The sequence below is a fragment of the Saccharothrix sp. S26 genome, assembly GCF_021390395.1.
Lineage (GTDB): Bacteria > Actinomycetota > Actinomycetes > Mycobacteriales > Pseudonocardiaceae > Actinosynnema.
The window spans coordinates 117,001-131,100 of record NZ_JAJUWT010000007.1 but is presented as its reverse complement, the minus strand read 5'-3'; the positions used below and the strand labels follow the sequence as shown (position 1 = coordinate 131,100).

Annotated in this window: 16 protein-coding genes; 7 read left to right on the top strand and 9 right to left on the bottom strand. The window is 72.3% G+C overall.

Annotated elements, in window-relative coordinates; genetic code table 11:
- Positions 1 to 30 precede the first annotated feature (30 nt).
- Complete coding sequence (locus tag LZG04_RS13000; protein ID WP_233816507.1) at positions 31 to 825, top strand: lysozyme; 795 nt, start codon at positions 31 to 33, stop codon at positions 823 to 825.
- 48 nt (positions 826 to 873) lie between these two features.
- On the opposite strand, the gene purL is transcribed toward LZG04_RS13000, so the two are convergent.
- From purL to purS, 3 genes are read right to left on the bottom strand one after another with little or no spacing between them, the layout of a single operon-like run.
- Positions 874 to 3,141: a phosphoribosylformylglycinamidine synthase subunit PurL gene (purL, locus tag LZG04_RS12995; RefSeq protein WP_233816505.1), complete on the bottom strand. Its 2,268-nt coding sequence runs from the start codon at positions 3,139 to 3,141 to the stop codon at positions 874 to 876.
- Positions 3,141 to 3,812 carry a phosphoribosylformylglycinamidine synthase subunit PurQ gene (gene purQ / locus LZG04_RS12990; RefSeq protein ID WP_233816503.1) on the bottom strand — a complete coding sequence of 224 codons (672 nt, stop codon included), beginning with the start codon at positions 3,810 to 3,812 and terminating at the stop codon, positions 3,141 to 3,143. The genes purL and purQ overlap by 1 nt, the downstream gene beginning before the upstream one ends.
- Positions 3,809 to 4,048, bottom strand: a complete 240-nt coding sequence (gene purS, locus LZG04_RS12985) for a phosphoribosylformylglycinamidine synthase subunit PurS (protein ID WP_033428368.1) — start codon at positions 4,046 to 4,048, stop codon at positions 3,809 to 3,811. Before purS ends, purQ begins: the two co-directional genes overlap by 4 nt.
- Positions 4,049 to 4,453: 405 nt before the next feature.
- On the opposite strand from purS, the gene LZG04_RS12980 reads away from it, so the two are divergent.
- Positions 4,454 to 5,425 carry an NAD-dependent epimerase/dehydratase family protein gene (locus LZG04_RS12980; protein WP_233816501.1) on the top strand — a complete coding sequence of 324 codons (972 nt, stop codon included), beginning with the start codon at positions 4,454 to 4,456 and terminating at the stop codon, positions 5,423 to 5,425.
- A 28-nt stretch (positions 5,426 to 5,453) separates the two neighbouring features.
- The gene (locus LZG04_RS12975; RefSeq protein WP_233816499.1) at positions 5,454 to 6,065 is read left to right on the top strand and encodes an MBL fold metallo-hydrolase; all 612 of its coding nucleotides are present in this window, start codon (positions 5,454 to 5,456) and stop codon (positions 6,063 to 6,065) included.
- On the opposite strand, the gene LZG04_RS12970 is transcribed toward LZG04_RS12975, so the two are convergent.
- Together LZG04_RS12970 and LZG04_RS12965 are read right to left on the bottom strand one after the other, a co-directional pair.
- Positions 5,987 to 6,706: a DUF2334 domain-containing protein gene (locus tag LZG04_RS12970; protein ID WP_233816497.1), complete on the bottom strand. Its 720-nt coding sequence runs from the start codon at positions 6,704 to 6,706 to the stop codon at positions 5,987 to 5,989. The two genes, LZG04_RS12975 and LZG04_RS12970, sit on opposite strands and share 79 nt — an antisense overlap.
- Positions 6,707 to 6,778: 72 nt before the next feature.
- A complete protein-coding gene (locus LZG04_RS12965; protein ID WP_233816495.1) occupies positions 6,779 to 7,678 on the bottom strand; it encodes a phosphoribosylaminoimidazolesuccinocarboxamide synthase in 900 nt (299 codons plus the stop codon).
- Positions 7,679 to 7,740: 62 nt separating this feature from the next.
- Here LZG04_RS12965 and LZG04_RS12960 point away from each other — a divergent pair, with 62 nt between their 5' ends.
- From LZG04_RS12960 to LZG04_RS12945, 4 genes are read left to right on the top strand one after another with little or no spacing between them, the layout of a single operon-like run.
- The gene (locus tag LZG04_RS12960; RefSeq protein WP_233816493.1) at positions 7,741 to 8,592 is read left to right on the top strand and encodes an ABC transporter substrate-binding protein; all 852 of its coding nucleotides are present in this window, start codon (positions 7,741 to 7,743) and stop codon (positions 8,590 to 8,592) included.
- Positions 8,589 to 9,419, top strand: a complete 831-nt coding sequence (locus tag LZG04_RS12955) for an amino acid ABC transporter permease (protein WP_233816491.1) — start codon at positions 8,589 to 8,591, stop codon at positions 9,417 to 9,419. Before LZG04_RS12960 ends, LZG04_RS12955 begins: the two co-directional genes overlap by 4 nt.
- Positions 9,416 to 10,165 carry an amino acid ABC transporter ATP-binding protein gene (locus LZG04_RS12950; RefSeq protein ID WP_233816489.1) on the top strand — a complete coding sequence of 250 codons (750 nt, stop codon included), beginning with the start codon at positions 9,416 to 9,418 and terminating at the stop codon, positions 10,163 to 10,165. The genes LZG04_RS12955 and LZG04_RS12950 overlap by 4 nt, the downstream gene beginning before the upstream one ends.
- Positions 10,166 to 10,221: 56 nt before the next feature.
- Positions 10,222 to 10,662: a hypothetical protein gene (locus LZG04_RS12945; RefSeq protein ID WP_233816487.1), complete on the top strand. Its 441-nt coding sequence runs from the start codon at positions 10,222 to 10,224 to the stop codon at positions 10,660 to 10,662.
- Positions 10,663 to 10,666: 4 nt separating this feature from the next.
- Here LZG04_RS12945 and purB read toward each other — a convergent pair whose 3' ends face one another.
- The 4 genes from purB to LZG04_RS12925 are packed head-to-tail and all read right to left on the bottom strand — an operon-like array spanning position 10,667 to position 14,094.
- Complete coding sequence (purB, locus tag LZG04_RS12940) at positions 10,667 to 12,100, bottom strand: adenylosuccinate lyase (RefSeq protein WP_233816486.1); 1,434 nt, start codon at positions 12,098 to 12,100, stop codon at positions 10,667 to 10,669.
- A 47-nt stretch (positions 12,101 to 12,147) separates the two neighbouring features.
- On the bottom strand, positions 12,148 to 12,933 hold the full coding sequence (locus LZG04_RS12935) for a hypothetical protein (protein ID WP_233816484.1): 786 nt from the start codon (positions 12,931 to 12,933) through the stop codon (positions 12,148 to 12,150).
- Positions 12,930 to 13,460 carry an RNA polymerase sigma factor gene (locus LZG04_RS12930; RefSeq protein ID WP_233816482.1) on the bottom strand — a complete coding sequence of 177 codons (531 nt, stop codon included), beginning with the start codon at positions 13,458 to 13,460 and terminating at the stop codon, positions 12,930 to 12,932. The genes LZG04_RS12935 and LZG04_RS12930 overlap by 4 nt, the downstream gene beginning before the upstream one ends.
- A gap of 49 nt (positions 13,461 to 13,509) precedes the next feature.
- A complete protein-coding gene (locus tag LZG04_RS12925; protein ID WP_233816480.1) occupies positions 13,510 to 14,094 on the bottom strand; it encodes a TetR/AcrR family transcriptional regulator in 585 nt (194 codons plus the stop codon).
- Positions 14,095 to 14,100: the final 6 nt, after the last annotated feature.

The window sequence follows — 14,100 nt, the reverse complement described above, 5'->3', positions numbered from 1 at the left end:
AACTCCCTGCACTGGCTCAAGGAGTCCCTGATGAACAACCTCGCACGCTCCGCCGTCGCCCTCCTGACCGCCCTCGGCCTGGCCGCGCTCGGCTTAGCCGGCACCGCGCAGGCCGCGCCCGCCGTCGACGACCACGCCATGGGTTCGCAGATCGCCAAGCACGAAGGCCGCGGCGACCAGCGCGTCGTCATCCCGACCGACCCCAGCGCCCAGGCCGTCGTGTACGGCATCGACGTCAGCGGCCACCAGGGCAACGTCGACTGGAACTACTGGTGGGGCCAGGGCAAGCGGTTCGCCTACGTCAAGGCCACCGAGAGCACCACCTACCGCAACCCGTACTTCGCCCAGCAGTACAACGGCTCCTACAACGTCGGCATGATCCGGGGCGCGTACCACTTCGCGCTGCCCGACCGGTCCTCCGGCGCCACCCAGGCCGACTACTTCGTCAACAACGGCGGCGGCTGGTCGCGGGACGGCAAGACCCTGCCCGGCGCGCTGGACATGGAGTACAACCCGTACGGCTCCACCTGCTACGGGCTGTCCCAGGCGAGCATGACGGCCTGGATCAAGTCGTTCAGCGACCGCTACCAGGCCCGCACCGGCCGCTGGCCGGTCATCTACACGTCCACGAGCTGGTGGAGCCAGTGCGTGAACGGCGACTTCAGCTCCACCAACCCGCTGTGGGTCGCCCGCTACTCGTCCACCGTCGGCACCCTGCCGTACGCGTGGCCGTTCTACACGTTCTGGCAGTACTCGTCGTCGCCGATCGACCAGAACCAGTTCAACGGCGCCTACGACCGGCTCCAGGCGCTCGCCAACGGCTGACCAGCGGTGGCCGGCCGGGTCCGCACCCGGCCGGCCACCGGCAGGCGATCAGTCGAACAGCGCCGGGAGGGTGCCCTCCCACGCCTCGCGCAGCTCGGCCAGCGGCAGCGAGCCCAGCTCCTGGATCTCCAGCGCGTCGGACTCCGGGTCCACCACGCCGACCTTGCGCCACGGCAGGCCGCGCGCGGTGCACATGTCGGTGAACCGCAGCTCCTCCGTGCGCGGCACGGCCACCAGCACGCGGGCCGTCGACTCGCTGAACAGCTCGGTGAACAGGTCACCCTCGAGGAACACCCGCGCGCCGACCTCGCCGATCAGGCACGTCTCGACCAGCGCCTGCGCCAGGCCGCCGTCGGACAGGTCGTGCGCGGCGGACAGCATCCCGTCGCGCGACCCCGCCACCAGCACCTCGCCCAGCAGCTTCTCCCGCGCCAGGTCCACCTTCGGCGGCAGGCCGCCCAGGTGCCCGTGCACGACGTGCGCCCACTCCGAGCCGCCGAACTCCGCGCGCGTCTCGCCGAGCAGCAGCAGCGTCTCGCCCGCCTCCGCGCCGATCCCGGTCGGGATGCGGCGGCGGACGTCGTCGATCACGCCCAGCACGCCCACCACCGGCGTCGGCAGGATCGCCGTCGAACCGGTCTGGTTGTAGAAGCTGACGTTGCCGCCGGTCACCGGGATGCCCAGCGCCACGCACCCGTCGGCGAGGCCCTTCACGGCCTGCTCGAACTGCCACATCACCGCCGGGTCCTCCGGCGAGCCGAAGTTCAGGCAGTTCGTGACCGCGACCGGCGTCGCGCCCGTGGTCGCCACGTTCCGGTAGGCCTCGGCCAGCGCCAGCTGCGCGCCCGCGTACGGGTCCAGCTTGGTGTAGCGGCCGTTGCAGTCGGTGGACAGCGCCACGCCCCGGTGGGTCGACTCGTCGATGCGGATCATGCCCGAGTCGGCCGGCTGCGCGAGCACCGTGCCGCCGCGCACGTACCGGTCGTACTGCTGGGTGACCCACCGCTTCGACGCCAGGTTCGGCGACGCGGCCATGGTCTTGACCAGGTCGAGCAGCTCGTCCTTGGCCGGCCTGGGCAGCCGGTCCGGCGTGTCGGCCTGCACCGCGTCCTGGTCGGCCGGGCGCTCGATCGGCCGGTGGTACACCGGGCCCTCGTGCGCCACCGTGCGCGGCGGCACGTCCAGCACGACCTCGTCGTGCCAGGTGATCACCAGCCGGTCGCCCTCGGTGACCTCGCCGATCTCGGTCGCGATGACGTCCCACTTCGCGCAGACCGCCATGAACGCGTCCAGGTCCTCGGGCCGCACGACCGCGCACATGCGCTCCTGCGACTCGCTGGACAGGATCTCCGCGGGCGTCATGCCCGACGCGCGCAGCGGCACCCGGTCCAGGTACACGTGCATGCCGCCGTCACCGGCGCTGGCCAGCTCCGACGTCGCGCACGCCAGGCCCGCGCCGCCCAGGTCCTGGATGCCCACCACGATCCGCTGCGCGAACAGCTCCAGGCAGCACTCGATCAGGACCTTCTCGGTGAACGGGTCGCCCACCTGCACGCTGGGCAGCTTCTTGCGCTTGCCCGCCCCGGCCGTGTCGTCGAAGGTCTCCGACGCCAGCACCGACACGCCGCCGATGCCGTCCAGGCCCGTGCGCGCGCCGAACAGGATGACCTTGTTGCCCGCGCCCGAGGCGTGCGCCAGGTGCAGGTCCTCGACCCGCATCGCACCCACGCACAGCGCGTTCACCAGCGGGTTGCCCGCGTAGGTCGCGTCGAACACGACCTCGCCGCCGATGTTGGGCAGGCCGAGGCAGTTGCCGTAGCCGCCGACGCCCGCCACGATGCCCGGCAGCACGCGGCGCGTGTCCGGCGCGTCGGCCGGGCCGAACCGCAGCGGGTCCATCACGGCCAGCGGACGCGCGCCCATCGCCAGGATGTCGCGCACGATGCCGCCCACGCCCGTCGCCGCGCCCTGGTAGGGCTCGACGTAGGACGGGTGGTTGTGGCTCTCGGCCTTGAACGTGATCGCCCAGCCGTCGCCGATGTCGACCACGCCCGCGTTCTCGCCGATGCCCGCGAGCATCTTCGAGCGCATCTCGTCGGTGGTCGTGTCGGAGAAGTACTTCAGGTGCACCTTGGACGACTTGTAGGAGCAGTGCTCGCTCCACATCACCGAGTACATGGCCAGCTCGGCGTCCGTGGGGCGGCGGCCCAGGATGTCCTTGATGCGGGCGTACTCGTCGTCCTTCAGGCCCAGCTCCTTGTAGGGCTGCTCCTGGTCCGGCGTGTTCTCCGCGTTCTTGACGGTGTCGACGGTCATCAGGCCTTCACCACCGAGTCGACGAGGGACAGGAACATGCCGAGGCCGTCGTCGGTCGGCCCGGTGAGCGCGTCGATCGCGTGCTCGGGGTGCGGCATGAGGCCGACGACCCGGCCGTTGGCGCTGGTGATCCCGGCGATGTTGTTGCGCGAGCCGTTGGGGTTGTCGCCGACGTAGCGGAACACCACGCGGCCCTCGCCCTCCAGCTCGTCCAAAGTGGACTGGTCGGCCTGGTAGCCGCCCTCGCCGGACTTGAGCGGCACGAGGATTTCCGCGCCCCGGTCGTACCGGGTGGTCCAGGCGGTGGAGTTGTTCTCGACCTTCAGCCACTGGTCGCGGCACACGAAGTGCAGCTTGTGGTTGCGGATGAGCGCGCCGGGCAGCAGGTGGGCCTCGCAGAGGATCTGGAAGCCGTTGCAGATGCCCAGGACGGGCATGCCCTTCTTCGCCGCGTCGACCACTTCCTGCATGACCGGTGCGAACCGGGCGATCGCGCCGCAGCGCAGGTAGTCGCCGTAGGAGAACCCACCGGGCACGATGACCGCGTCGACACCCTTGAGGTCGTGGTCGGCGTGCCAGAGCTGGACCGCCTCCCCGCCCGCGTACCGGACCGCGCGCTCGGCGTCGACGTCGTCCAGCGTGCCGGGGAACGTGATGACCCCGACCCTCATGCCTCCACCCGCCTCACGACCCAGTCCTCGATCACGGGGTTGGCGAGGAAGGTCTCGGCGATCTTGGCGAGCGTGGCGTCGTCGACGTCGTCGGCGACCTCCAGCTCGAAGTGCTTGCCCTGGCGGACAGAGGTGATTCCGTCGAACCCGAGACGGGGCAGCGCGTTGGCCACCGCCTGTCCTTGCGGGTCGAGGATTTCGGGCTTCGGCATGACGTCGACGACGACTCGGGCCACGACAGGCTGCTCCAAGGTAGGAGGGCTGGCGGTACTGCCAAAGCCTACCTGACCAGGGTGTTCATCAACTTCACCGGTGGCGGACGGCACACGTTCACCTGAGATCACCCGATCGTGACACAGCATTTCAGGGCCGGTTCCTGCTGACCTGAATCGCGCCGAGGCCCGTAAGCCGAGGAAGTGAGCGCGGTTCCCCTCCCGGAAGGTTGGGCAGCCGCGCTTCGCGTTGTCTAGGGCCAGTCACGCCTGATCACCGAGCCGATGACAGCCGCGGCCCATGTTCGGCACACCGCGAATGATGTGCACGCATGGCGAACTCGACCAGTTTCGGCCTGGGAACAACAAGCCGTTCGCTGTCGGCGGATGCGGTGGCAGGGCGGCCTGGTGCGCCGCAGGGTGGGGACCATGCGGATCCTGGTGCTCGGTGGGACGGTGTTCCTCAGCAAGGCGACGGCGGCCGAGGCGGTGCGGCGGGGGCACGAGGTGGTGTGCGCGGCCCGCGGTGAGTCCGGGAAGGTGCCGGACGGGGCCGTGCACGTGCCCGTGGACCGGGATGTCGACCTCGGGCCGCTGGAGGGGTCGCACTTCGACGCCGTGGTGGACGTGGCCAAGATGTCGGTCACGTGGGTGCGGCAGGCGTTGCGAGCGGTGACGGCGGAGCACTGGACGTTCGTCTCCAGTTGCTCGGTCTACGCCGACCACTCCGTCCCCGGCGCGACGGCCACGCTCGACCCGCTGGAGGACGACCCCGAGGCGCCCATGTCCTCCGAGCGCTACGGCGCGGTCAAGGTCGCCAGTGAGCACGCCGTGCTCGACGCGGTCGGCGACCGGGCGTTCATCGTCCGCGCCGGCCTCATCACCGGCCCCGGCGACCCGAGCGACCGGTTCGGCTACTGGCCCGACCGGCTGGCCCGCGGTGGCCGGGTGGCGGTCCCCGACGCGCCCGACCAGCCGGCGCAGCACATCGACGCGCGCGACCTCGCCGCCTGGATCGTGGACGCCGCCGAGCGGCGCACCACCGGCACCTACGACGCGATCGGCCCGGCCAACCCGTTGTCGCTGGTCCTGGGCGAGATCGCGGGCGCGGTCGCACCGCCGGGCACGGTGCTGGTCCGCATCCCCGAGCCGGTCCTCCAGCGGCACGGCGTCGAGCCGTGGACGGGTCCGAAGTCGCTGCCGCTGTGGCTGCCGCCGTCGCACCGGGCGATGATGTTCCGCGACGCGGGCCCCGCGTTGGCCGCGGGCCTGCGGGTCCGGCCCACGGCCGAGACGGCGGTCGACGCGTTGGCGTACGAACGGACCCTGGGCCCGGACCGCACGCGACGCGCCGGGCTGCCGCCGGACGTGGAGGACGCGCTGCTGCACGACGTGGGCTGACCGGCCACGCGAGAGAGGAGCACCCCCGATGCTGATCGCCCACTTCGGGCACTCGTGCCTGCTGGTCGACACCGGCGCGGCCCGCCTGCTGTTCGACCCCGGCGCCTACTCGTCGGGCTTCGAGCAGGTCGACGGCCTCGACGCGATCCTGGTCACGCACGAGCACCGCGACCACCTCGACCCCGGCAAGCTGGCCGCCGTCCGCGCGGCCAACCCCGGCGCGCGCCTGATCGCGCCGTTCGACCTGGAGGGTGCGGAGATCGTCACGCCCGGTGACGCGCTGGAGGTCAACGGCTCGGTCGTCACCGTCCTCGACGCGCCGCACGAGGTCATCCACCACCAGATCGAACTGCCGGTGAACGTCGGCTACCTGGTCGACCACGGCGCGTTCTACCACCCCGGCGACTCGCTGACCGTGCCCGAGCAGCGCGTCGACGTCCTCGGCCTGCCCACGGCCGCGCCGTGGATGAAGGTCTCCGACGCGGCGGACTTCCTGGCCCGGGTCGGCCCGCGCAAGGCGGTGCCGATCCACGAGGCGATCCTCGCGCAGACCGAGATCTTCTACCGCGTCCTGGTCGGCACCGCGCCCGAGGGCGTGGAGGTGGTCGTGCTGCCGCGCGGCGAGGCGGTCGAGCTGTAGGTCGTGGCCGTCGCGCCGTGGTGCAGGGCCAGGTCGACGGCCTCCAGCAGCACCTCGCGGACGCCGAGCCGGTCGAGGTCCGCCGCGTCCACGCCGAGGCGCACCAGCCCGCCGCGCCGGGCCGCGCGGCCGACGCTGAGCAGGTAGCTCCAGTGCTCGGCGACCATCCGCACCCGGCCCGGCCGCACGTCGCCGGTGCGCAGGTCGCGCACGCCCGCCATGTCCGCGCAGACGGCGAACCGGTGCCGGCGCAGGGCGACCACCGTGCCCGGTGACGCGAGCCAACCGGGCGGTGCGAACACCTCCGTGGCGAGCCCCAACCGGGCGACCGCGGCCCGTGCGGCGACCAGCCGCAAGCCGGCTTCGTGCGCGGGCAGCGCGGCGAACTCGGCCCGGCGGCGCAGCGACACGGCCCGGCGCGTGGGGTCCGGCTGGTGGTCGAAACCGTGCAGGACCAGCGCGTCGCCCTCGGCCACGCGCTGCCGCACCCAGGTCAGCGCCTCACCGGGCACGGCCTTGCGCGGGGCCAGCAGCAGCGACAACGGCACCCGCCGCCGGTCCAGTTCGTCGGCGAGGTCGGCGCACCGGGCGAGCGTGCTCGGCCCGATGCCGGACAGCGAAACCACGAGTTCGGCGACCATGCCACCCAGTGCGCCCCATCGGCGTGTCACCCGCTCTAAAACCAGGTGACGCCCGGGTGCGGAGCCGGCGAACTATTCCGCGACCTCGGGGCTGGGCCAGTCCGCGAACGACCGACCGGTGATCCGCTCGTACGCCTCGACGTACCGCGACCGGGTGGCGGCCACGACGTCGTCGGGCAGCGCCGGCGGCGGGGTGTCGGACGCCCGGTCCCAGCCGGAGGCGGGCGAGGTCAGCCAGTCGCGCACGTACTGCTTGTCGAACGACGGCTGCACGTGCCCCGGCGCGTACCCGTCCTGCGGCCAGTACCGCGACGAGTCCGGCGTCAGCACCTCGTCGCCGAGCACCAGCGCGCCGGAGCTGTCCAGCCCGAACTCGAACTTCGTGTCCGCCAGGATCACGCCCCGCGAGCGGGCGAACTCCCGCGCCGCGCCGTAGACCTCCAGCGTCACGTCCCGCAGCCGGGCGGCCAGGGACGCGCCGACGGCGGCCTCCACGTGCTCGAACGACACGTTCTCGTCGTGCGCGCCGATCTCGGCCTTGGTCGCGGGCGTGAAGATCGGCGGCGTCAGCTCCGCCGCCTCCACCAGCCCCGGCGGCAGCTCCACGCCGCACACCGACCCGGTCCGCCGGTACTCCGCCATGCCCGAGCCGGTCAGGTAGCCGCGGGCCACGCACTCGACCTGGACCATCTCCAGCCGGCGCACCAGCAGCGCCCGGCCGCGCACCTCGGCGGGGATGCGCGGGTCGTCCCACGCCACCAGGTGGTTGGGCGTCAAGTCCGCGAACCGCTCGAACCAGAACACGCTCATCGCGGTGAGCACCCGCCCCTTGTCCGGGATCGGGGTGGTCAGCACGTGGTCGAAGGCGGAGATCCGGTCGGACGCCACGAACAGCAGCAGCTCGTCGTCCACCTCGTGGATCTGACGGACCTTGCCTGCGGCGACCTGGCGGTAGTCAGCGAGCTTGGGCACGGCCGAAGCCTACTTGTCCCAGCTCGTGGGCCACCCTTCCCACCTGCGGCAAGATTCCTCCCATGCGTGCACCCGGACTGATACTCGCCGTGACCGCCGCCCTCGCGGTCGCCTGCGCCCCAGCGGACCAGACCGCGCCGCCGACCAACCAGGTGGACGGCGTCACCTGCACGAAGGACAAGCTGCCCACCCTCACCTCGGGCAAGATCACCTTCGGCACGGACCAGCCGGCGTACGAACCGTGGTTCGTGGACGACGACCCGACCAACGGCAAGGGCTTCGAGTCCGCGATCGCCTACGCGCTGGCCGAGGAGCTGGGCTACGCCAAGGGCGACGTGGTGTGGACGCGGGTGCCGTTCAACGCGGCGATCCAGCCGGGCAAGAAGACCTACGACATGGACCTCAACGAGTTCTCCATCACCGAGGAGCGCAAGCAGGCGGTCGACTTCTCCGCGCCGTACTACGACGTGGACCAGGCCGTGATCACGCTGAAGTCCTCCAAGGCCGCGTCGGTGAAGACGCTGGCCGAGCTCAAGCAGGTCAAGATCGGCGCCCAGGTGGGCACGACCAGCTTCGACGCCGCCCAGCGCCTGCAACCCGAGCAGGAGGTCGCGGTCTACAACACCAACGACGACGGCAAGGCCGCGTTGCGCGCCGGGCAGATCGACGCGCTGGTGGTGGACCTGCCGACCGCGTTCTACATCACGTCCGCGGAACTGGAGGACGGCCTGATCATCGGCCAGGTGCCCGCCGGCGACGGCAAGCCCGAGCAGTTCGGCATCGTGCTGGACAAGGGCAGCCCGCTCACCGCGTGCGTGTCCACGGCGGTGGAGAACCTGCGGGCCGAGGGCACCCTGGCCAGGATCGAGCGGGAGTGGCTGTCGTCCGCGGGCACGGCACCCGAGCTGAAGTGACCAGCGAGCTGCAACGGGAGCGCTTGTCCTACAAGCGCTCCCGCGCGCGGCGGTCCACCCTGGTCGCCCTGCTGTCGACCGCCGTGTTCGCCGTCGCGGTCGGCGTCACCGTCGCCCGCGCGCCGGGCTGGCCGCGCGTGCGGCAGTCGTTCTTCGACGTGGAGATCGCGTGGCGCTCGCTGCCCGCGATCCTGGAAGGGCTGTGGCTGAACCTGCGCGTGCTCGCCGTGTGCGGTGCGCTGATCCTGGTGTTGGCGCTGGTCGTGGCGGCGGTGCGCACGTTGCGCGGCCCGGTGTGGTTCCCGCTGCGCGTGCTGGCCACGGCGTACGTCGACCTGTTCCGCGGCCTGCCGCTGATCATCCTGCTGTACCTGGTCGGGTTCGGGCTGCCCGCGCTGCGGCTGACCGGCGTGCCCAACGACTTCGTCGTGCTCGGCGGCGTGGCACTGGTGCTGGCCTACACGGCGTACGTGGCGGAGGTGTTCCGCGCCGGGATCGAGTCGGTCCACCCGTCGCAGGTGGCGGCGGCCCGGTCGCTGGGCCTGGGTCCGCGCGAGACGTTGCGGCTGGTCGTGCTGCCGCAGGCGGTGCGGCGGGTGATGCCCGCCCTGCTCAACGACTTCGTGGCGTTGCAGAAGGACTGCGGGTTGATCTCCGTGCTCGGCGCGGTGGACGCGGTGCGGGCCGCGCAGATCGAGCAGGCCCGGTCGTTCAACTTCACCCCGTACGTGGTGGCGGGGCTGCTGTTCGTGCTGCTCGCGGTGCCCACGGCGCGGTTCGCCGACGCGCTGGGCCGCCGGGTGGAACGCCGTCAGGGGGCGCGGTGACCGAGCCGGTGCTCAGCGTGCGGGGCGTGGTGAAGCGCTACGGCGACCGCACCGTGCTGGACGGGATCAGCCTCGACGTGCACGAGCACGAGGTGGTCGCCGTGATCGGGTCGTCGGGGTCGGGCAAGTCGACCCTGCTGCGGTGCGTGGACCTGCTGGAGGAGCTGGACGACGGCCAGGTGCTGCTCGACGGGGTGGACGTGTCCGACCCGCGGGTGGACGCCGACGTGGCGCGGCGCGGCATGGGCATCGTGTTCCAGGCGTTCAACCTGTTCCCGCACATGAGCGTGCTGGACAACGTCACCCTCGCGCCGCGCGTGGTGCACGGCGTGCCGCGGGCGCAGGCCGAGCGCCACGCGGTGGAGCTGCTCGACCGGGTCGGCCTGGCCGACCGCGCGGGCGCCTACCCCGAACAGCTGTCCGGCGGGCAGCAACAGCGGGTGGCGATCGCGCGGGCGCTGGCCTACTCGCCCCGGTTGCTGCTGCTGGACGAGATCACCAGCGCGTTGGACCCCGAGCTGGTCGGCGAGGTGTTGGCGCTGGTCAGGGAGCTGGCGCAGACGGGCCGGACGATCCTCATGGCCACCCACGAGATGGGTTTCGCCCGGCAGGTCGCCGACCGGGTGGTGTTCCTCGACGGTGGCCGGCTGATCGAGTCGGGGCCGCCCGAGCAGGTGCTGGGCGAGCCCGTGCACCCGCGCACGCGGCAGTTCCTGCGCCGGATCATCGACGCGGGCCGCCTTTAGGCCGCTCGGGCAGAGGCCACTTGGGGTATCGGTCGAGTGCCCCTAGTCTGCTTGGCGTGGTCCATCGGAAGGCATTTGTGGCACCCGTCGCGGCGAGCGGCGGCCTGCTCGCGCTGCTGCTCACGGGTGCCTGCGCGAAGCCGTCGGCGAGCCCGGAGCCGGTGCTGCTCCCGACGGTCTCCAGCTCCGCGCCGGTGACCTCGATCCCGGCTGTGGCGAACATCTCGGTGCTCCCCGCGGCGACCACCACCACCCCGCCGCCACCACCGACGGTCGCCGACACGACCGAGCCACCACCACCACCGCCGCCACCACCCGCGCCGGTGCAGCCGCAACCACAGCCGCCCGTCCAGACGACGACCCCGCCCCGGTTCGACGAGGTCGCCCTGGAGGGCTTCCCGTGCGAGACGGAGGGCGCGACGGCGGTCGACCCGGCGGGCCGCGCACTGGTCTGCGAGAAGACCCGCCGCGGCCGCCTGGTCTGGGACAGGGCTTAGAGCTTCACAGGATCGGCTCGGGCACGTACCCGGCCGCGGCCGGGTACTGCGCCAGCACGTCCTCGACCTGGCGCACGACGTCCGCGACCTGCGGCTCCGCCACGCCGGTGAACGACAGGCGGTCGGCCAGCAGGGCGTCCAGGGCGGCGCGGTCCAGAGGCAGGCGGTCGTCGGCGGCGAACCGGTCGAGCAGGTCGTTGCGGGACAGGCCCTCCTCGCGCATGGCCAGCGCGACCGCGACCGAGTGCTCCTTGATGACCTCGTGCGCGGTCTCCCGGCCGACGCCCGCGCGCACGGCCGCCATCAGCACCTTCGTGGTCGCCAGGAACGGCAGGTAGCGGTCCAGCTCGCGGGCGACGACGGCCGGGTACGCGCCGAACTCGTCCAGCACCGTGATGAAGGTCTCCAGCAGCCCGTCGAACGCGAAGAACGCGTCCGGCAGCGCGACCCGCCGCACCACCGAGCACGACACGTCGCCCTCGTTCCACTGGTCGCCCGACAGCTCGCCGACCATGGACAGGTAGCCGCGCAGGATGACCGCGAAGCCGTTGACCCGCTCGCACGACCGGGTGTTCATCTTGTGCGGCATCGCGCTGGAGCCGACCTGGCCCGCCTTGAAGCCCTCGGTGACGAGCTCGTGGCCCGCCATCAGCCGGATGGTCTTGGCCAGCGACGACGGCCCGGCGGCCAGCTGCACGAGGGTGGAGACGACGTCGAAGTCCAGCGACCGCGGGTAGACCTGGCCGACGCTGGTCAGCACGGTGCTGAAGCCCAGGTGGCCCGCCACGCCGCGCTCCAGCTCCACCAGCTTGTCGCGGTCGCCGCCGAGCAGGTCGAGCATGTCCTGCGCGGTGCCGACCGGGCCCTTGATCCCGCGCAACGGGTAGCGGGCGATCAGCTCGTCCAGCCGGCGGAACGCGACCAGCAGCTCGTCGGCCGCGGTGGCGAAGCGCTTGCCCAGCGTGGTGGCCTGGGCGGCGACGTTGTGCGACCGGCCCGCCATCACCAGGTCGGTGTGCTCGGCGGCACGGCGGGCCAGGCGCGCCAGGACGGCGGCGGTCTTGCCGCGCACGTGCTCCAACGACCGCAGCACCTGCAACTGCTCGACGTTCTCGGTGAGGTCGCGGGAGGTCATGCCCTTGTGCACGTGCTCGTGCCCGGCGAGCGCGTTGAACTCCTCGATGCGGGCCTTCACGTCGTGCCGGGTGACGCGCTCGCGCTCGGCGATGGACGCCAGGTCGACCTGCTCCACCACGCGCTCGTAGTCGGCGACCGCCTCGGCGGGCACGTCGAGGCCGAGGTCGGCCTGCGCCTTCAGCACGGCGAGCCACAGCCGCCGCTCCAGCACGATCTTGTGCTCGGCGGACCACAGCGTGGCCAGCTCGGTGGAGGCGTAGCGACCGGCGAGGACATTGGCGATGCGGGGCTTGACCGTCACGTGACCAGCTTATTTCGCCCGGACGGGCGACCGGAGGCGGGGGAGCGTCAGGGCACGGCCAGGTTCGGGTCGGTGGCCAGCCGCACGAGCTGGTCGACCGTCAGCGCCACCTCCGGCAGCTTCGACCCCGCACCCAGGTCGTACCGGTAGGCGGTGACCTGGACGACCGCGCCGTCCGCGCGCAGGTGCGCCACCGCGCGTGACACGACCACCGAGGTCTGGTCCGCGGTCGTGCCGGACACGAGCCGGGTGCCGTCGTTCCACCGCTGCGGGTCGTCGCACTCGAACTCGTCGCAGAACCGGTCGAACGGCGGCCTCGCCGACGGCGCGGTCACCCGCACCACCAGCCCGCTCTCGCCGACGCCGTCGACGAACCGGACGACGGCGCTGATGTGCGCCGGCTGCTCGGCGCTCACCTCGCTGACCTCGACGGCGGTGACCTTCGACCCCGGCACCACCTCGGGGAACCGGCTGGTCAGGTAACCCGAGACGAACGACGCGACGCCGCCGGTCGTGGACCTGGTCGCGGAGGGGGGAGGCGGCGCGGTCGCCGGCAGCGACGCCGCTTCGGGTCGGGAGGTCGGCGCCGGTGACGCCGTGGTCGTCAACACCGGTCCGCCCGCCGCGTCGACCACCGCCCGCCGGTCCAGCGCCCCGGGCAGGGACAGCACCGTGCCGGTGAGCGCGAGCGTCACCACCGCCACGGCCACGAACGCGCGCCGCCGCTTGCGCTCGTGCTGGGCGCGTCGGATCAGCTCGTCGGGGTCGAAGTTCAACGGCGGCTCGTCGCCCACCGCGGCCCGGAGACCCTCTCGCAGGTCTGCCTCGCTCATGACGCCACCACCGCCCCTCGCTCCAGCTCCTCGACCGCGGCGCGCAACGCGACCAGGCCGCGTGCCGTCTGGCTCTTCACGGTGCCCTCGGTGCACCCCATGGCCACCGCGACCTCGCTCACCGACAGGTCCTCGAAGTACCGCAGCACCAGCGCGGCCCGCTGGCGCGGTGGCACCCGCAGCAGCGCCGCGTGCACCAGGTCGCGGGCCCACAGCCGTTCGCCCTCGCGTTCCGGGTCGGCGGTCGCGTCGGCGACGTCGGGCAGCTCGCCGTCGCGCCGCTCGGCCCGCCGCCACGGCCTGCGCTTCTCGTCCAGCCAGGTGCGCAGCAGCACCTTGCGCGCGTACCCGGAGGCGGTGTCGCGCCACTCGATCCGGTGCCACGCCTGGTACAGCTTGAGCAGGCTGGCCTGCATCAGGTCCTCGGCCATGTGCCAGTCGCCGCAGAACAGGTACGCGGTGCGCCGCAGCGACGCGGCGTGGCTCACCGCGAACTCGCGGAAGCCCCGCTCCTCGGCCTCGCGCATGCTTTCCGATCCCCTTCCGCGCCCCCCACACGCTTCTACGCGGGAGGGGTCAGCGGGGTTGCATCGCCTTGCGCAGCATCCGCCGCGCGGCCGCCCTGGGGTCCGGGCTGATCTCGATGAGCGCGTTCACCACGGCCCCGTCGACCAGGGCGATCAGCTCCTCCACCCGTTCGCGGCTGACCGGCTGGCCCGCCCGGGTAAAGATGTCGAACAGCAGGGAGTGCAGCTCGCCGGACATCCGGCGCATCAACGGCCGCAGGTAGGGCCGCCTGCCCGTGGCGACGAGGCGCTCGTAGCGCAGCAGCACGGCTTCGGCGTCACCGTCGCCGGGCGGGCCGAGCAGCAGGTCCAGCACCAGCTCGATGAACGCGTCGCCGCCGCACTCGCGCGGGTCGAGCTCGTCGAGCCGGGCCTTGCCGTAGGCCAGCTCGGCGTTGCCGTGGAACTCCAGGGCGGCGGTCACCAGCTCGTCCAGCGAGTCGAAGTAGTAGGTGGTGGAGGCCAGCGGCAGGCCCGCGCGCTCGGCGACGGCGCGGTGCCGGATCGCGTCGAAGCCGCCGTCGACCAGGAGGGCCGCGGCGGCTTCGACCAGCGCCTGGCGCCGGCGTTCGCCCTTCGGCGTTGCGGCTGTCATTGCAGG